We start from the raw sequence: 18413 nt of genomic DNA on the forward strand, positions 1-18413 counted from the left end.
GTCATTAGTTTATGAGTAGCAACTCCAAATTTCTGTTCGATACTGAGTTCGGAACGGCTTCAATTCCTTCGAAGAAGAAGAAGGAAGCGGAACCGGAAGCCCCGCCCTTATTGTACACCGAAGAAGATAAACAGGCATTGTGTCTGGAAGCACAGCAAGCTGGATTTGCCGAAGGTCAAGCCCAGGCTCTGAACGGTGTTGAGGCCGCGATTACGCAAGTGCTGGAGAATATGAACCAGCAGTTGCAGCAATTAAGCCAACAGCATACTGGACAGCTGGAAAATATGAGATGCGAAGCTGCAAGCATGGCCTATGCCATCGCAGACAAACTGGCACCAGCCTTGATCAGTCTTCATCCTGAAAAGGAAGTAATGAAGATGATCGAAAACTGCTTGATCGATTTACACGACGAGCCGCGGATCGTTGTCCGCGCCAGTGAGCCTGTTTGTAATGCCCTATCCGAAAGAGTAGAGACACTCACTCAGGCAACCGGGTTTCAAGGCAACGTTATCTTGCTTCCCGATGATACCAAACAAAATGCGGATTGCCGCGTTGAATGGGCCGACGGCGGTGTGGAAAAGAACCTGGAGGACACCCGGGAAAAAATCAGTGAAATTGTTGACCGGTTTGTTCGGTCTGGCGGCAACACCAATTAGAGAAATCACCAATATTCGACTTGGTGCTTAAAGGAGAAGAACTGTGGCAGATAATGAAGATCTAGAATTGGACGAGCTCACAGCGGAGAACGCTGGTGACACCGCAAATATGGATCCAGACGCTGAAGGCGGTGAAAACGCTGACACGTCCAATATGGACATGCCATCAGATGATTCAGAAATTTCAAGGACAGCAGCCGATCTGGAAGCCGTTTTCGATATCCCCGTTCATGTATCCGCCGTTCTGGGCAAATCACGCATGCAGGTCAGTCAGCTTTTAAAGCTCGGACGCGGCGCGGTGGTAGAGCTGGACCGCAAAGTCGGTGAAGCGATTGATATATACGTTAATAATAGATTGGTTGCCCGTGGTGAGGTTGTTGTTGTTGAGGATCGCCTTGGTGTCACGATGACCGAAATCATCAAATCGGACCGCCGATAGGAAAATAACAAAAATGAATCTTGATTTCGCAACACTCTTTGGACTTTTTGGCGGTTTCGCTGTTGTTACAGCGGCTGTTATTGTTGGGGGCTCTATGACAGCCTTCTACAATCTGCCCTCTGTCCTCATCGTTATTGGGGGAACCTTTCTGGTTACGATGATGAGTTTTTCAATTCTGGAAGTTTTGAGATCACAAAAACTGATTTTCAGAACTCTTCTGACTGCAAACCGAAAAGCAAATGACATTGCTGTCAATATGCTGGAGCTTGCTGAGCAATGCCGAGGGAAAGGCGTCCTGCACCTGCAAAACCATTTGCAGTCTGTGAGCACGGAAAGCTTTCAGCATAAAGCCCTTCAACTGGTCGTCGACGGATTGCCCGCAGAAGAAGTGAACCGTATCCTGATGAACGATTTAAACGGCATGATGGCCCGGCACTCGTCGTCTGCGGGGATCCTGCACAGAGCCGCAGAAGTGGCGCCTGCAATGGGATTGATCGGTACATTGGTTGGTCTGGTTCAAATGTTGAGCAATCTGAACGATCCGTCGGCTATCGGCCCGGCGATGGCTGTTGCGCTATTAACGACATTCTACGGGGCTGTGTTGGCAAATATGTTTTTCAGCCCACTCGCCACCAAGCTGGAGCGGAATTCCGCTGAAGAAGTTCTAATGAACCGTATCTATATCGCTGGGGCGACGTCTATTGGACGTCAAGAAAACCCACGCCGCCTCGAAATGGTACTTAACACATTGCTGCCGCCTGAAGAACGCGTGCAGTTTTATAAATAAGTTGTAGGAGAGTAAGCAGATGCGTTTGCTTATAATTGGATCACTAAACGGTCAAATCGGTGCTGCTAGTCAGATTGCAATGTCGCGCGGGGCAAAGGTAAGCCAGGTGGACGATATTGAAATGGCATTATCATCCCTGCGTTCTGGTAAAGGGGCCGATATGGCAATGATTGACGTCAATCTAGCGATCAGTCATCTTGTCGAAAGCCTGATCAATGAACGGATCAATCTTCCTATCATTGCCTGCGGGGTCAATACAGAAGCTACTGCGGCCGCTAATGCAATTCGGGCCGGCGCAAAAGAGTTTCTTCCCCTGCCCCCAGATCCAGAACTGATTGCGGCCGTCCTTGAAGCCGTCGCGGAAGAAAGCTCTCAGCTTGTCTTCAGTGACCCGGCAATGGCCGAAGTTGTCAAGTTAGCGGATCAGATTGCTCCGTCAGCGGCTTCTGTTCTCATCAATGGAGAAACTGGAACCGGTAAAGAGGTTATGGCGAGCTACCTACATTCAAAAAGCAACCGCGCGGACAAACCTTTTGTCTGCGTGAACTGTGCTGCTATTCCTGAGAACCTGCTTGAGTCAGAATTATTTGGCCATGAAAAAGGGGCTTTTACTGGGGCAATCGCACGGCGCATTGGTAAATTTGAAGAGGCCAATGGCGGCACGCTTCTTCTCGATGAAATCAGCGAAATGGACATTTCGCTCCAGGCCAAATTGCTCCGGGCCATTCAGGAACGCGTAATTGATCGTGTCGGCGGCACTAAGCCGGTCCCTGTTGATATTCGCATTCTCGCAACGTCAAACCGCAATCTGGCGGAAGCCGTGCAGGAAAAAACGTTCCGCGAAGATCTGTTGTTCCGCCTTAATGTGGTGACCCTTAAAATTCCACCGTTGCGCCAACGGCCTTCCGATGTTGTAACGCTGTCCAAACATTTCGTAAAAAAATATTCTGAAATGAACGGTATTGAATTACGGGAAATAAGTGAAGCCGCCATGGCAAAACTGAAAAAGAACCCGTGGCAGGGCAATGTCAGGGAACTGGAAAACAGTATACACCGCGCCGTTCTACTGGCAACCGGTCCGGATATTGGCCCGGAAGCGATCTTGATGCCTGACGGAAGTGACATCCCCTCTTCTGCGATGGGCGGCACGACTTCAGTCGCATCGGCGAGCGGATCTGCTGGTTCTCCTGAGGGTCAGGCCTCTGAGGCCGCGTTGGTCGGTCGAACTGTCGCGGATGTGGAAAAGGACTTAATTCTGAATACACTCGAGCATTGCCTTGGAAACCGGACACATGCGGCTAATATCCTTGGCATTTCCATTCGGACGTTGCGCAATAAATTGAAATTGTATTCCGGCGAAGGAACCCCTGTTCCTCAAGCAGGAACTGCCCAACGGGCACTCTATTAAACTCTGACCCTCGGTTGGAAACAGAAAGTCCTGATGTAAATGAGTGATAGCCAACAACAGCCTGCTGGAGACCAAAAGGGGTTATCTTTTGGAAAACTGGCGAGGATTATGGGACAGGGCGATATTGGCCTGGCCCTGGGTGTGGTCGGGATCCTTGTGGTTCTTATTCTGCCAATGCCAAGCTGGCTTCTGGACTTCAGTCTGGCGATCTCCATCACCTTCTCGGTCATCATTTTGATGACCTGCCTGTTTATCAGTAAGCCCTTGGATTTTTCATCTTTTCCGACGGTCTTATTGATTGCGACCATGCTTCGCCTATCGCTTAACCTTGCATCGACACGCTTGATTTTGTCCGAAGGCCATACAGGTCCTGGAGCGGCAGGTAGTGTTATTGAAGCCTTTGGTGACTTTGTCATGGGCGGCAACTTCGTAATTGGTATTATCGTTTTTGCCATTCTGGTGATTGTAAATTTTGTTGTTATTACAAAGGGTTCAGGCCGTATCGCCGAAGTCGCAGCACGGTTTTCTCTGGACGCAATGCCCGGTAAACAAATGGCGATCGACGCCGATTTGTCTGCAGGGATGATTGATGAAAATACTGCCCGGGCCAGACGGAAAGAACTGGAAGATGAGAGTGCCTTTTTCGGATCGATGGATGGTGCTTCAAAATTTGTTCGTGGTGACGCCATTGCTGGCCTGCTGATTACATTCATCAACATAATTGGCGGCATCATTGTCGGCGTTGCACAGCAGGGAATTACTTTCTCTCAAGCAGCAGAAAGTTATACTCTTCTTACCGTTGGTGATGGTCTGGTCAGTCAGATCCCAGCACTTATCGTGTCTGTTGCCGCAGGTATGCTTGTTTCACGCGGGGGTGTTGTCGGAACGGCGGATAAGGCGCTTATCGGGCAGCTTGGCGGCTATCCACGGGCACTTGGTGTCAGTTCATTTCTATTGATTTCACTTGCCCTGTTACCCGGCATCCCAATGCTTCCCTTCCTTCTTCTGGCCGCAGGAACCGGCTACGCCGCCTTCGTGATGTCCAGACAACGAGAACAGGTTGCAGAGGATGAACAGCAGCAACTTCTGGAAGAACAGAAGGAAGCTGTGCCTGCGGAAGAGCCGATCTCAACGGCATTGGCCATTGACGACTTGAGGCTGGAGCTCGGTTATGGCCTTCTCACACTCATCAATGACAATGAAGGTTATCGCCTGACCGACCAGATCAAGGCCCTTCGTCGGCAGATCGCAAGCGATATGGGATTTGTTATGCCCAGTGTCCGCATTCTGGATAACATGCAGTTGCCAGCCAATAACTATGTCATTCGCGTTAAAGAACTGGAAGCTGGTGAAGGGAACGTCCGCCCGAACCACCTGTTGGTTATGGACCCACAAGGTCTTCCAATCGACCTACCGGGCGAAGAGACTACGGAACCAACCTTTGGCCTTCCTGCCGTCTGGGTGGACGAAGGGCAACGCGAAGAAGCCTCCTTCCGTGGCTACACTGTCGTTGATCCGGCGACCGTCATCACCACTCACCTGACCGAGCTTATGAAAGACCATATGCCTGATCTGCTGTCTTATGCAGAAACGCAGAAGTTGATGGACGAACTTCCCAAAGCACATCAGAAACTGGTGGCCGACATGATTCCGACAATGATTTCCGTAAGCGGGGTTCAGCGTGTTCTTCAGAACCTGTTGACGGAACGCATCTCTGTACGGGATCTGGCAACTATACTTGAAGGAATTTCAGAAGCCTGTGGGTACACTCAGAATATCAATATGATTACTGAACATGTACGCGCACGTCTGGCCCGCCAGATTTCTGCGACAAACACGGCGATGGACGGTTTTATTCCACTTGTCACCCTGTCCCCACAATGGGAACAGAATTTTGCAGAAAGCCTTGTTGGACAAGGTGAAGAAAAACAATTGTCCATGGCCCCGAGCCTGTTGCAGGAATTCATTGGCAATGTGCGCGAAATTTTTGATACCCTTGCCCAGCAGGGGCACAATCCAGTTCTTCTGACAAGCCCAGGAATTCGCCCTTATGTTCGCTCGATCGTTGAAAGGTTCAGGCCATCAACTGTGGTTATGTCGCAGAACGAAATTCACCCAAAAGCAAAACTTAAAACACTTTCGCAAGTCTAGGGAAACTAAAGGATGCGTATAAAATCCTTCACTGGACCAACTGTTACAGACGCCATGAATAAGGTTCGCCTTACTCTGGGTGATGAAGCTATCATTCTGGCGACTCAGGATCTGCCTACCGGAGAAATTCAGGTTACGGCGGCGATTGAACAACCGGATCCGACACCGCAAAAAATAAAACTGGAAGATAATTGGGCTTCCGGTTGGGATAGCGACTGGAAATTGGAAGCGGATCAACAAAAGCCAAAAAAAGCGGCGGCAAAGAAAGTAGCCACTACGCCAATTGATCCAACACCTGAGCCGAAGCCCTTTGTTACGGCGAAGCAAACCAAATCTGTCCAAAAATCGCGAGACGAGGCCTCAAAAGCGGCTTCTGAAAAGCCAAAGGGCGAAGCTGTCACGCCCGACATGGAAATGCTGGTTCGCGCAATGGCGTATCACGGCATTCCAACGCTGCTTGCAGAACGCATTTGCAGAACGGCCCTGTCGGTTGAAACCGATGATCTGGCATTGGCGCTGGCAGCTTCATTGGATCGCCATTTTAAATACTCACCGCGATTTTCTGCCCGCAAAGCACCCTTGATGTTAATCGGCCCTCCCGGGGTTGGTAAAACAATGACAATTGCAAAAATGGCAGCGTCCGCGAAAATGGAAAACCGGGATGTCAATGTGATTACAACGGACATGAGCCGTGCTGGTGCCGTCGACCAACTGAAATCGTTCACCGATATTCTGGGTTTGCATCTGCACGTGGTTGAAAATGCTCAGGACCTTCATAAACTAATGCAAAACAGCAAGTTTAAGGACGGCACCCACACCCTTATCGATACTGGCGGCATTAATCCATATGATGAAGAAGAGGTTGGAGACTTGACTGCCAAAATCATCGCAGCACAGGGGGAAGCCGTCGCTGTGCTGGCGGCTGGAACCGACAGCTCCGAAATGAGTGACTTGGCAAGCCGCTTTGCTTCAATTGGCGCGAAACGCCTTATCGCAACACGGTTAGATACAACCCGCCGGTATGGTGGATTATTTACCGCCGCAGATACCGCAAATTTAAGTTTCTCCTACGCGAGTGTGTCCCCAGCAGTTGCGACAGGATTACATGCAATTACCCCCGTCAACCTGGCACGACTGATCCTCAGAGATCCGACCCAATCTGACATCAGTAACGAATTTAGCAAGGCAACAAAATGACTGAACTAGAAAGCCCAATGACACAACGCCCTGATGCGCATCCTGCGACACAGGGAACCGGGAAAAATCTAATCACCGTTGCCTCCGGCAAAGGGGGCGTTGGTAAAACAATCCTGTCCACCAGTCTTGCACATGCGCTGGCAAATGCCGGTAAAAAAGTCTTGTTATTCGACGGTGATGTTGGCCTGGCCAATGTGGATATCCAACTTGGACTCATGCCGGAATTTGATCTGGCGTCGGTGATTGCCGGGGACAAGAAATTATCTGAAGTGGCCTTTCATTATGAGGAAGGCAATTTCGACATTATTGCAGGACGGTCTGGTTCGGGGTCGCTGGGTACTCTCGATAGTGAGCATCTTGCCGCTATCCATCAGGAACTCATTCGCTTGGGAAGTGTTTACGATTTTATTATTCTTGATCTTGGTGCTGGTATCGATGAAGCGGTTCGCACATTGGCATCGGCCTCCGGACCAAAGCTGGTCGTGACAAATGGAGAACCGACCTCCCTTACTGATGCTTATGCCTTCATCAAAGTGACCCATCAGCAACAAACCGGTTCTGATACCAGAATTCTTGTAAATATGGTAAAGTCAAAGAATGACGGGCAAAAAGTCTATGATAAACTACTTACCGCCTGCCGCAATTTTCTGAAATTGGACCCACCGCTTGCCGGTATTGTTCAACAGGATGATAGGGTTGCAGGCGCTATTCGGTCGCAGGCCGCATTGTTAAGTCGTTATCCGACAAGCCCGGCAGCAGCTGATATCGAAGCCATAGCGGCTTCGTTAATCCGGGGTTCTGTTTAATGACAGAAAGGCACTATGAGCGGGATAAAATCGACACCTGGTGGTGCAGTCACACCGTCTGTTGACACCAATAGAGGGGCATCTTCTACACAACAGCAGATCACCCCGGTCACACCCACATCCCCCACAGGAGGAGGAACGGGTTCGACGATCCCACATGCCTCCAGCGTTTCTGATCTTTCTGAAGGGGCGCGAATTGCAGCCATTGTAACCGCCCGGGCATCCGGTGGTGATACCATGCTTCATGCAGAGATTGGCAACTTCAGAATGACAACAGCAAACCCGTTACCGGTTGGCTCGCACATCGTTCTGGAGGTCGACACGGTTGACGAATTGATCGTCGCGAGGATTATTGCGATCAATGGTGAAAAGCTCGCCGCACCTCCTTCTGTCAGACTGCTGTCCATTGTACCGGCGCAAACACCTTTGGAAGGCTATGGATCCGGCCAGATTCCAAAAACCGCAGACCTGCCTGCTCTTTCCAAAAATCTTGCGGAAATTTTAGGGCACAAAACACCCTCGCTGTCACAAGCACACCCATCGGCGGCATCAACGGGAGCCGCGGCAACATCATCCACGGCAACAACGGCTCCGGCTCCGTCACAGGCATCCGCTCAGACAACAGTACCAGCACCAACGCCCGGAAGTAACTTTACGAATGTTTCAGTGCCGCTGGCATCGATGAATGCTGGCGACGGAAAGGTTCCTAGCGGACAATCCGCTCAGTCCGGCGTCGCCGCCTATGCACATACCAAATCGCCCGGCATTCCCTTTATACCGCCATCTGTTAATCCCATGGCAACCAGAATGGATCCGATCCCTGAAGGTTCGGTTATATTGGCGCGGGCAACCCTGCTTAATACCGATCAAAACCCTCTTACACGATTTAGCGCCCTGACCAGCGGCGAAAGAATATCGTTATCCATTGCGCCGAATTCAGCAAAAGCCTCCCTGCCGGCCGCGTCACTAGCTTTAAGCGGCATTATAACAAGCGCGACGACGCCAAAAATTACAGGAATGGGCCAAAATATTGCTGTGTCAAATGTTACGGCGCAAGTACAAGGGCTTGGTAATATTCAATATTCGGCCCAAACCGCACCGCAAGTGGGCTCGCAGATAACTGCCGCTTTTCGGGAAGACTTGCAAACCTTTCCACTCACAACGCCTCCCGCAGCCACAGGCATTTTTAAAATTCCCCACTTGGCAATTCTGAATGATTGGGAAAATCTGCGCGCAGCAATGAACCTGCTTGCCCTACAAAATCCAGAGCAGGCAGCCACCCTGATGAATACCCGAATCCCAACGGCCAACAACCAGCTCGCCAGCAGTCTTCTGTTTTTAATCTCTGCATTAAATGGTGGATCTATGGATAAATGGCTTGGCCAGGAGTTCAGACGATCGCTTGAAAGTACAGGCAACAGAAACCTGCTCCAAAAGCTCGACGATGATTTCGCAACATTTTCGCGATTGAATACCGATAGTGGTGGTCAGGACTGGAAACTATTTTCATTTCCCTTCCTGCATGAACACGCGTTACGACAGATAAAAATGTTTTACCGCCAGCATCAGGAAAACCCGGAAACCAATGAACGCGAATCAACCCGGTTTGTTATTGAACTGGATTTGACGAAAACCGGCCCTGTGCAATTGGATGGCCTATTCAAGGAAGCCCGTTTTGATTTGGTTTTCAGATCTCAGCTTCCTGTTGAAGACGCCTTAAAACAACAAGTGGGCGAAATATTCACGACGAACCTTGAAATAACAGGGATTAAAGGGAGCCTTGTTTTTCAGAAAATCATGCCGTTCCCGGTTCATCCGACAGAAGAATGGGAAAATACCGGGCCAGAATTCATTCGCACGTGATACCCGCTATCCGCTGACCATCTTCCGGCGGTGCATTTCGATGGACAGGGCGTCCATTTCTTCCTGTAGTCGCTTGTTTTGCTGCTCTTTTAGCAAACGCAATCGGGTTTCCTCAGAAATTTCGTATTTTTTAAGATCCTGAAAGATTTCGGCAACTTCTTCTTGGGCAATCGCGACCATCTGTTCTGTTTCTTCAATGCTGGCAATCAAATTCTGACGACGCGCCTTTGCAGCTTTCGCATAATTGGCATAGGCAAAACCCGTCTCTGCACTTTCTGATGCTATCCGTTGCTCCACTTCCTGCTCTCGATCGAGCTTAGCAAGCTGGTCCTGAAAACCGGCAAGTAAGTGCTCCATATCGGAAATCGCCCGACGTTTTTCGTCCAGTTTCCATTTATGGATGCGGATCAGATTTGTAATGCCGTTTGCCACCAACTTATGCCTCCGCTTCGCCTTGCAATAACAGAATATATTCTTCAACCTGCTCTAGTTTCAGCTTTGTATCCGGATTGTCCTTTTTTAAGCCCGCATATATTTCTTCCGCCGACTGACCGCTTCCATATCCCTTAGCGATTTTGAGCTTTGTTTGCTCCCGATTCTCTATGGAACTGGCGACAGCAATGCGAACCGAGGCATCCTTTGCTTCCAGCAGACGCTGCAAGGCAATCATTTTTTGCGGATGATCCGGCAACGCATCAACAAGTGAATGGGCCAACGTGTGAAAAGGCTTGCTGAACTGCTGAAGACTCGTCGGCAAATGCCCATAATCAAAAAATGAAAGCATGTCCCGATAGGGAGCTTTGCGAATTTTAGCGTGGCGTCTCATGATCCCCTCGAGTTTGTCAACATCTGACATTTTCGCATTCCTTTTCACTGGGCTGTTCACTACCAACAGTACGCAACGATGATTTCCAAAAGGTTATCAAGTCAGGAAATAATTTTTAGTTTTGTTGAAATTCTTCCTGCTCAACCGTCATTTCTGTATTCAGAATGCGAGCAAGTTCAGCGTAGCAGTCCTCAAGGCTGGTATTTTCTTCTTTTTGCTGAGACATAAATTTTTCCAGCAAGGGGAAATAGAACATTGCGGCATCAACATTCGGATCTGTTCCACGCCGATACGCCCCCAGGCGAATCATTTCTGACATGTCGTCATAAGTGGACAATAACTGTTTTGCGACACTGACAATCTGGTTCTCTTCTTCATTGTTGCAGCCTGGCATTGTGCGCGACACAGATTTCAGAACATTAATTGCCGGATATCGGCCCCGTTCTGCAATTTTCCGTTCCATAACAATATGCCCATCAAGGATGCCGCGAACAGCATCGGCAACCGGCTCGTTATGATCATCGCCTTCGACCAAAACAGTAAACAACCCTGTAATGGTCCCTTTTCCGGGTCCAGGCCCTGCTCTTTCAAGCAGCTTGGGCAATTCACTGAAAACAGTAGGTGTATAGCCTTTACTGGCTGGCGGTTCGCCCCCGGACAGGCCAACATCGCGCTGCGCCATGGCAAAACGGGTTACACTATCCATCAAACACAGAACATCCTTATCCAGATCCCTGAAATATTCAGAGAGCGCAAGGGTCAGATACGCAGCCTGTCGGCGCATCAGGGCAGGCTCATCAGATGTAGCCACAACAACAATACTGCGGGCAAGGCCTTCAGGACCCAAGTCATCTTCAAGAAATTCCTGAACCTCGCGTCCCCGTTCACCAATCAGGCCAATCACGTTCACATCCGCAGCTGTATTCCGCGCAAGCATGGATAAAAGAACTGATTTACCGACACCAGAACCGGCAAAAATGCCCATCCGTTGGCCACGGCAGCAAGTCGCAAATGAATTTAGCGAGCGCACGCCCAAATCGATTTTTCCGCCCACCCGTTGACGGGAATGCGCAGGCGGCGCGAGACTTTTGAGCGCGACCCCAATATTTCCTTTTCGAAGGGGCGGCCCCCCGTCTACCGGTTCCCCCATGGCGTTCACCACGCGACCAAGCCAACTTGCATCGGGATAGATGACGGGATCCTGCTCTGCTATCAACGCCTTGCACCCCATGCCGATCCCATCCAGCGATCCGAACGGCATTAATAAAGCCCGGTCATTGCGAAATCCGACAACCTCACATGGCACCAGATTATTCCCGCGAGCCAGCAATTCAACGCGGCTGCCAATGCTTAAATGGCGCTGAATACCGCCTACCTCAACAAGCAGTCCCTGAATGCCCGCAACCCGGCCATAAAACTGTTCAGGACTCACCCGATGAATTTCAGAAATTACACTTAGCACGACGTCTCCACAGCACCGTTAATGGGATTTGGTATCGAATGAGAGCATACTGACATCTAATTTTTAAGGTTTGGTTAAGGATAAATCCGCACCCCCTGTTAATTTTAGTTAATTTTTATTTATGGCATTTACCTTTTATTAAGTTAAAATGTTAACAATATCGCCTTACAGGAGGTTTATCTCAATGCGGGTATTATTGATCGAAGACGACAGCTCAATGGCGAGAGGCATCGAATTGATGCTGAATGCAGAAGGGCTCAACGTATATTCCACGGATCTCGGCGAAGAGGGCGTGGATCTTGGTAAGCTGTATGACTATGACATTATCATTCTGGACCTTGGTCTCCCTGATATGTCCGGTTACGACGTTTTAAAGAAACTGAGAACAGCGAAAGTGTCGACACCTATCTTAATCCTGTCAGGCATGTCTGAACCGGATGATAAGGTTAAGGGGCTGGGCTTTGGTGCGGATGATTATCTAACCAAACCTTTTAACAAAGACGAACTTGTGGCACGGATACATGCCATCGTCCGACGTTCGAAAGGTCATGCACAGTCTACGATTAACACAGGCAAACTGACTGTTAATCTTGATTCTAAATCTGTCGAGGTCGATGGGCAGCGCCTTCACCTTACTGGTAAAGAATACGGCATGCTGGAGTTACTCAGCCTTCGCAAAGGAACGACCCTGACCAAAGAGATGTTTCTAAATCATCTTTATGGCGGTATGGACGAGCCTGAACTGAAAATCATCGATGTATTTGTCTGTAAGCTCCGTAAGAAGCTTGCATCGGCCACAAACGGCGACAACTATATTGAAACAGTCTGGGGACGTGGTTACGTGTTGCGCGATCCGGATGAAGGCAATCAAGCGAAAGCCAGCTAAACACCAATTCAATCAAAAAACCGCATCTGACACTGTCAAATGCGGTTTTTTATTGTGCAAATTCTAGATTTTAGCGTTCCAGCGGAACTTCGAAAACAAACGAAACATCAAAATGTCGTCTGTCGCGTTCTACGCCTACCCTGTTTGCGCCATCATTCCGGCTGACGCTGATGTGTACACGCCTTTCAGTCCGGTAATCGGTTTGAGCTCATCGCAAATACCCAAGACAGTCTCAGCCCCACCCAAGAACAACGCACCATCTTTTTCAAGAATTTTGTGCATTTGGGTAAGTACTTTCCCTTTGGTTTCATGATCGAAATAGATCAAAACGTTACGACAGAAGATCACGTCGAAACTGCCAAGAAGGGCAAGGTTGTCCAACAGGTTCATTTTCTGAAACTTGACCATCGCGCGAATAGAGCTGTCAATCTGCCACATTTCGCCCATCTGCTGAAAATATTTAATCAGCAGCTGGATCGGCAGTCCCCGCTGTACCTCAAACTGAGAATATAATCCGGCTTTGGCTTTTTCCAGAACCTCATTGGATATATCAGTGGCAAGAATTTCTACGCGCCAACCTGCCATTTTGGCTGCTTCCTCTTTTAGAAGCATTGCCACCGAGTAAGGCTCTTGCCCAGAAGAACAGGCCGCATTCCAAATCCGTAAGGATTTCTTTGAACTACGGGTTTCCAATAGGCGTGGCAGAACAGTTTCCTTGAAGATGTCGAACGGTTTTGTGTCCCTGAAGAAAAACGTCTCATTCGTCGTCATTGCTTCAGTTATTTCTTCTTTCAGCTTCTCGTCATTTGTCCGGCGAAGTTCGTTTGCCAGATCTTCAAGGGTGTTCATTCCTCTTTGACGGGCTAACGGAACAAGGCGGCTTTCCAGAAGATAAACTTTTTCTTCTGTCAAAACCAAGCCGGACCGTTCAAAAACAATACCGCTTAAAAGTTGGAAGTCCTGAGTGTTCATAGAGGCCTCCCCATAACTGCGTTTTCAATTGCTGCTGGAATATCCTGTATTGGAAGAACCGAATTGCATAAGCCGGCTGTTGCGACGGCTCCAGGCATACCCCAGACAACACTTGATGCTTCGTCTTGTGCAATAAGGGTACCGCCGGCCTGCGAAAGGAGTTCACTTCCCTTTAATCCATCGTGTCCCATTCCAGTCAAAATTACAGTCAGAACGCGAGATCCGTATACGTCGATCAGGCTACGCAACATTGGGTCCACTGCGGGACGGCAGAAATTTTCAGGGGGGTTTTGATTCAAACTCAGAACCGTGTCCGCACCGTCTTTCTTTACCGTCATATGCCAATCTCCTGGCGCCAGATAAACTCTATTGCCAACAACCTTTTCTCCATCTATGCCCTCTGCAACAGGCAAGCCGAAGATTTTGGTCAGGTGTTCGGCAAGAATTGCTGTAAACGTGGCAGGCATATGCTGAGTTACGAAGATGGGCAAAGAAATTTTGCCTTTTAACTTTTCGAAAACCGAAAATAGAGCCTGCGGTCCACCTGTGGATGACCCGATTGCCAGCGCCTGCGGCAATCCAATCGCTTTATTCGGGCGTAATGTTACCGTTGTATTTCGATATAAACTCTTCTTAACCGGCTCAGCAGAGGCCGTAGGCCGCTTGACCTGTCCATCTGATGAAGGCGCAGCCTGACCGGATTTTTTGCGACGGGTTGCCCCCAGCGCCTTAATCTTTTCGACAAGTTCCCGTTGGAAATTGTCTTTGTCTTTGGCTTCGCGTGTGCTTTCAGGCTTTGGAATATAGTCTGCCGCACCTTTGGCCATTGCCTGCATACTGATATTGGCATTTCGTAAGGTCAAGGTTGACGCCATGATCACTTTTACTTCAGCATCCATCTCGATCAATTTTGGCAGGGCAGTCATACCATCCATCTCTGGCATCTCAATGTCCAGAACAACGACTTCTGGCCGCGCCCGCTCAAACTCACGAAGGGCATATACGCCATTACTTGCAGAAGCAACAACTTCAATTGACTCTTCGTCTTTCAGCCATCGGGTCAGAAAACCTCTGATCACGGCGGAATCGTCAACGATCATTACCCGATAGGGATGTTGCATTTTACCATCTGTTTCTTTTACTGCGGGTGTCCCCAGAACGCTCACTAGAGTACCCCTACCTGAGAGAATTTTGCTTCGATAATCGCTCGGTCGAACGGCTTCATGATATATTCGTTGGCACCGGCCGAAATGGCTTCACGGATGTGGGCCATATCATTTTCTGTTGTACAAAAAACAACGACCGGATCTGCACCGCCTTCGGTCTGCCTAAGAGAATGCAGAAAATCAATACCGTTCATGACCGGCATGTTCCAATCGAGCAGAATAACATCTGGCATCTTTTCAAGGCACTGATCTAAGGCACCCCGGCCATCTTCTGCTTCCAGAATGTCAAATTTCAGGTCTTCCAGAATACGTCGGGCGACCATTCGTACCACTTTTGAATCATCAACAATCAGACAAGAAGCCATAATAACTATCAACCTTGTTTTGTGTTAGGCAGCGACATTTGCACCGACGGCAAAGTCCAGAAGACGGTCAATTTGAAGAATTACCAACAGTTTATCTTCCGTCCGATAGATACCGGAGGAGACTTCGCGCCAGCGAGCATCCATCGTGCCTGGATTCATTTCCAGTTTATCCTGACGCAGGCTCAACACCTCACCTACTGAATCAATCAGGAGACTATATGGCTCTCCATGATGTTCAACGACCACACTCATTGGATTTTTATGTTCCTCTGAAGGGCTCAGGCCAAGGCGTTTGCGAACATCGATGCAGGTCACAATCCGACCGCGAAGGTTCAGTGCGCCGGCAACTTCAGGCGGAGCCAAAGGAATATTTGTCAGTTTTACACTGCCAAGGACATCATGAACCTGCAATACGGGGATCCCAAATCTCTGATCAGCAATCCTTACGGTTACATATTCCTGCATTTCAGTGTTACTCATTTTGCACCTCCACTCGCGCGCAACGTCTGCGACAATGTATTCATCAAGGCATCCCGATCAAATTTCGCGACATAATCAGAGAACCCGACTTTGCGCCCACGATCGAAATCCTGTGGCGTTGTATGAGACGACAAAGCAACAATTGGGGTGTCGGCCCAGCGTTCATCTCCCAACACTTCTTCAGCAAACTGGAAACCATCCATTTCCGGCATTTCAATGTCACTAACGATGACGTCAAAATGCTTGCCCGCGTCTCTCATTGACAATGCTTCCAACGGATTTTCTGCGGTACTGACTTCATATCCAGCAACAGACAAAAGCGGAACCAGCATGTTACGGAAGAACGGACTGTCATCAACCAGCAATACCCGCTGTGAAGACGTCTGGCTGCCATATGCGGCGGTTTCACCTGATGAGAACCAATCGCCAAAACATTTCTGTAGATAGAACCCGACATCAATAATATCGGTCGCCTTCCCACGAATGACGGCACTACCGATGGCACCTTCAACGCTTGAGGCCATTTCAACATTCAGTTGCTCGTCCACGATGTCGACGATTTCATCAACAACCAGTCCCATCGTCCGGTCATTATCGCTGAACACCAAGATAGGCTGTCTGCCAGTTTCGACAATCTTCGCATCTTCGTTCATTGTAACCAGCGGCATGATTTTACCGCGATACTGAACGACCATCCGACCGTTTGTCGTTTCGATCGTATCAACGTCGACCTCTTCCAAACGCGCGACCAGAGACAGTGGAACTGCTTTTGGCTCTTGTCCGCCTGCGCGGCAAATCAGCATCGCAACTTTGTCATTTTCAGCAGAAACGTGTTGACCTTCTTCTTCGACAGAATGATCACCCACAACATTTTCTCCGGATTTGGCGGCAATACCGTTCGGATCAAGGATCATAATAACGCTACCATCACCCAGAATAGTATTTCCGGAGAAGATAGACAGATCCCGCAAGATCGGGGCAACCGGCTTCACAACAATCTCTTCTGTGTCAAACACACGGTCAACAACGATACCGAACGTATAGGCACCAACCTGACTGACGATAATGAACTCTTCAGATCCTTTATTTTCACTTTGTTCGGCGACTTCGTCTGCCGCTGTTTCAAGGCGAAGAATATCGTTAAGATGGACCAGCGGCAGCAGTCGATCCCGCAATCTCAGGACCGGACTATCATTGATCATTTCAATTGTGTTGTCACTGCGACCATCTGTAGAGGCGCGAACAAGCTCCACCACACTGATCTGAGGAATAGCAAAACGTTCATGGCAACATTCAACAATCAGCGCAGAGACAATTGCGAGGGTTAGCGGAATTTTGATTGTAAAGACTGAGCCCTTACCATCTTCCGATTTAAGCTCGATTGTTCCGCCAATTTTCTCAATGTTGGACCGGACAACGTCCATACCAACACCACGACCCGAAACGTTTGTAACTTTTTCGGCCGTCGAGAAACCAGCGCGCATGATAAAGTTCTGAATTTGCTGGGTGTTCATTCCATCCAGTTCAGCTTCAGAAGCCAAGCCATTTTCGATCACCTTGGCTTTGATTTTTTCGCTGTTCAAACCGCGACCATCGTCAGAAATGGTAATGATGATGTGACCACCTTCGTGATACGCATCCAGAACAATTTTACCAGTTTCTTTTTTACCCGCAGCCAGGCGCTCGCCCGGTGTTTCCAGACCGTGATCAGCTGAGTTCCTGACCATGTGGGTCAGCGGATCTTTAATAAGCTCCAACACCTGACGATCAAGTTCCGTTTCTGCGCCATGCATGACCAGATCGATTTTCTTGTCCAGATCATGGCTGAGATCACGTACAATACGCGGCAACTTCGACCAGGCATTTCCAATCGGCTGCATGCGGGTCTTCATCAGACCTTCCTGCAATTCCGTTGTAACATGACTTAGACGCTGCAAAGGAACCGTAAATTCATTGTCATCCATTCCACGAACCATCTGAAGCAGCTGATTACGGGTCAAGACCAGTTCACTCACCATTGTCATCAGATTTTCAAGCAATTCGACATTGACGCGAATACTCTGATTGGCAAGCGATGTTTCTTTATGGGCCACTTCAGGGGCAGCTTTTGCCTCTTTGGCTTTTTCTGGAACAATCTTTGGAACAGGCGCGACTTCGACTTCTTCTGCAACAGGTTCGGCAATCATCGGATCTACTGCAATGTCATCTTCTGGGCCAGGGGCGGCTGCGAAAGCGGCTTCCAATTCGGCTTCAGAAACTTCACCGGGACGCAATTCAGGCTCACTTTCTGCAGCAAGCTCCTCTGGTCCTGGAGCCGATGCAAACGCGGCCTCCAACTCAGCTTCAGAAACTTCACCGACTTTCAACTCTCGTTCCTTCACAACAGGTTCCGGTGTTGGTTCAGGCTCTGGTGCTGCGGCAGGTGTCGCCGTCGCGCCGCCGCCATAAGCGACTTCGTTCAAACGTGCAATAAGATCAGCATCGTTCCCTTCTGGTTCCGCTTCCGTTTGCTCCAGAACTTCAAGAACGTCTTTAATTACGTCCATTGCTTCGAGAATGATGGTGACCACATCTGCGGTAACCGCCAGTTCGTTGTCTCGTATCTTACCAAGAACATTTTCACCGGCGTGGGCCACAGCTTCCAATCTTGGAAGGCCCAAGAACCCGCAGGTTCCTTTAATGGTATGTACCAGTCGGAAAATATTATCGATCTGTGTACCGTCGTCCGGATTTTGCTCAAGCGCAACCAAAGCCGCATCTACAATACCGATATTCTCGTTGGTTTCGGTCAAAAATTCGCTTAACAGGTCATCCATGGTGCTCTTCTCTCCCTACTTAATCGCAGGTCCGCAAATAAACAATTTAGTCTTCCCAATTTGCGTAAGAATGCGCGAAAGAGGTTAACAAGCAGTTACGGTAAACGGATCGAGAAGCAGAAAAATCAAACTT

The 18413-nt window shown here is 49.1% G+C and carries 17 protein-coding genes; 9 read left to right on the forward strand and 8 right to left on the reverse strand.

The window, feature by feature from the left end; translation table 11 throughout:
- Positions 1 to 11: 11 nt before the first annotated feature.
- The 8 genes from ACJAYR_RS04615 (at position 12) to ACJAYR_RS04650 (ending at position 9307) form a co-directional block, all read left to right on the forward strand.
- A complete protein-coding gene (locus ACJAYR_RS04615; protein WP_415235506.1) occupies positions 12 to 656 on the forward strand; it encodes a hypothetical protein in 645 nt (214 codons plus the stop codon).
- A 154-nt stretch (positions 657 to 810) separates the two neighbouring features.
- The gene (gene fliN / locus ACJAYR_RS04620) at positions 811 to 1095 is read left to right on the forward strand and encodes a flagellar motor switch protein FliN (RefSeq protein ID WP_343052792.1); all 285 of its coding nucleotides are present in this window, start codon (positions 811 to 813) and stop codon (positions 1093 to 1095) included.
- A 13-nt stretch (positions 1096 to 1108) separates the two neighbouring features.
- Entirely contained in the window at positions 1109 to 1882 is a 774-nt protein-coding gene (locus tag ACJAYR_RS04625; RefSeq protein WP_169542894.1) for a motility protein A, read from the forward strand.
- A gap of 19 nt (positions 1883 to 1901) precedes the next feature.
- Positions 1902 to 3290, forward strand: coding sequence for a sigma-54 interaction domain-containing protein (locus tag ACJAYR_RS04630; protein ID WP_415235507.1), 1389 nt, complete (start codon positions 1902 to 1904; stop codon positions 3288 to 3290).
- Between the two features lie 39 nt (positions 3291 to 3329).
- Positions 3330 to 5441 carry a flagellar biosynthesis protein FlhA gene (gene flhA, locus ACJAYR_RS04635; protein ID WP_169542896.1) on the forward strand — a complete coding sequence of 704 codons (2112 nt, stop codon included), beginning with the start codon at positions 3330 to 3332 and terminating at the stop codon, positions 5439 to 5441.
- 12 nt (positions 5442 to 5453) lie between these two features.
- Positions 5454 to 6638 carry an AAA family ATPase gene (locus tag ACJAYR_RS04640; RefSeq protein ID WP_415235508.1) on the forward strand — a complete coding sequence of 395 codons (1185 nt, stop codon included), beginning with the start codon at positions 5454 to 5456 and terminating at the stop codon, positions 6636 to 6638.
- Entirely contained in the window at positions 6635 to 7444 is an 810-nt protein-coding gene (locus ACJAYR_RS04645) for a MinD/ParA family protein (RefSeq protein ID WP_415235509.1), read from the forward strand. Before ACJAYR_RS04640 ends, ACJAYR_RS04645 begins: the two co-directional genes overlap by 4 nt.
- A 15-nt stretch (positions 7445 to 7459) precedes the next feature.
- Positions 7460 to 9307, forward strand: coding sequence for a hypothetical protein (locus ACJAYR_RS04650; protein ID WP_415235510.1), 1848 nt, complete (start codon positions 7460 to 7462; stop codon positions 9305 to 9307).
- A 6-nt stretch (positions 9308 to 9313) separates the two neighbouring features.
- Here ACJAYR_RS04650 and ACJAYR_RS04655 read toward each other — a convergent pair whose 3' ends face one another.
- The 3 genes from ACJAYR_RS04655 to fliI form a co-directional block, all read right to left on the reverse strand.
- Positions 9314 to 9739: a hypothetical protein gene (locus ACJAYR_RS04655; protein WP_169542900.1), complete on the reverse strand. Its 426-nt coding sequence runs from the start codon at positions 9737 to 9739 to the stop codon at positions 9314 to 9316.
- A gap of 4 nt (positions 9740 to 9743) precedes the next feature.
- Complete coding sequence (locus tag ACJAYR_RS04660; RefSeq protein WP_415235511.1) at positions 9744 to 10163, reverse strand: hypothetical protein; 420 nt, start codon at positions 10161 to 10163, stop codon at positions 9744 to 9746.
- Between the two features lie 85 nt (positions 10164 to 10248).
- Complete coding sequence (fliI, locus tag ACJAYR_RS04665) at positions 10249 to 11595, reverse strand: flagellar protein export ATPase FliI (RefSeq protein ID WP_169542901.1); 1347 nt, start codon at positions 11593 to 11595, stop codon at positions 10249 to 10251.
- A 184-nt stretch (positions 11596 to 11779) separates the two neighbouring features.
- Here fliI and ctrA point away from each other — a divergent pair, with 184 nt between their 5' ends.
- Entirely contained in the window at positions 11780 to 12481 is a 702-nt protein-coding gene (gene ctrA, locus ACJAYR_RS04670) for a response regulator transcription factor CtrA (protein WP_169542902.1), read from the forward strand.
- Between the two features lie 135 nt (positions 12482 to 12616).
- Here the strand turns inward: ctrA and ACJAYR_RS04675 are convergent, their stop codons facing one another.
- Genes ACJAYR_RS04675 through ACJAYR_RS04695 form a run of 5 tightly spaced genes read right to left on the reverse strand, consistent with a single transcriptional unit; the run spans position 12617 to position 18280 of the window.
- Positions 12617 to 13453 carry a CheR family methyltransferase gene (locus tag ACJAYR_RS04675; protein WP_169542903.1) on the reverse strand — a complete coding sequence of 279 codons (837 nt, stop codon included), beginning with the start codon at positions 13451 to 13453 and terminating at the stop codon, positions 12617 to 12619.
- A complete protein-coding gene (locus tag ACJAYR_RS04680; protein ID WP_415235554.1) occupies positions 13450 to 14574 on the reverse strand; it encodes a protein-glutamate methylesterase/protein-glutamine glutaminase in 1125 nt (374 codons plus the stop codon). The genes ACJAYR_RS04675 and ACJAYR_RS04680 overlap by 4 nt, the downstream gene beginning before the upstream one ends.
- 44 nt (positions 14575 to 14618) lie before the next feature.
- Positions 14619 to 14984, reverse strand: a complete 366-nt coding sequence (locus ACJAYR_RS04685; protein ID WP_415235512.1) for a response regulator — start codon at positions 14982 to 14984, stop codon at positions 14619 to 14621.
- A 24-nt stretch (positions 14985 to 15008) separates the two neighbouring features.
- Entirely contained in the window at positions 15009 to 15464 is a 456-nt protein-coding gene (locus tag ACJAYR_RS04690; protein ID WP_169542905.1) for a chemotaxis protein CheW, read from the reverse strand.
- Positions 15461 to 18280, reverse strand: a complete 2820-nt coding sequence (locus tag ACJAYR_RS04695) for a chemotaxis protein CheW (protein WP_415235513.1) — start codon at positions 18278 to 18280, stop codon at positions 15461 to 15463. The genes ACJAYR_RS04690 and ACJAYR_RS04695 overlap by 4 nt, the downstream gene beginning before the upstream one ends.
- Between the last annotated feature and the right edge of the window lie 133 nt (positions 18281 to 18413).

This window comes from Sneathiella sp. (assembly GCF_047631475.1).
In the GTDB taxonomy this organism is placed as follows: domain Bacteria; phylum Pseudomonadota; class Alphaproteobacteria; order Sneathiellales; family Sneathiellaceae; genus Sneathiella.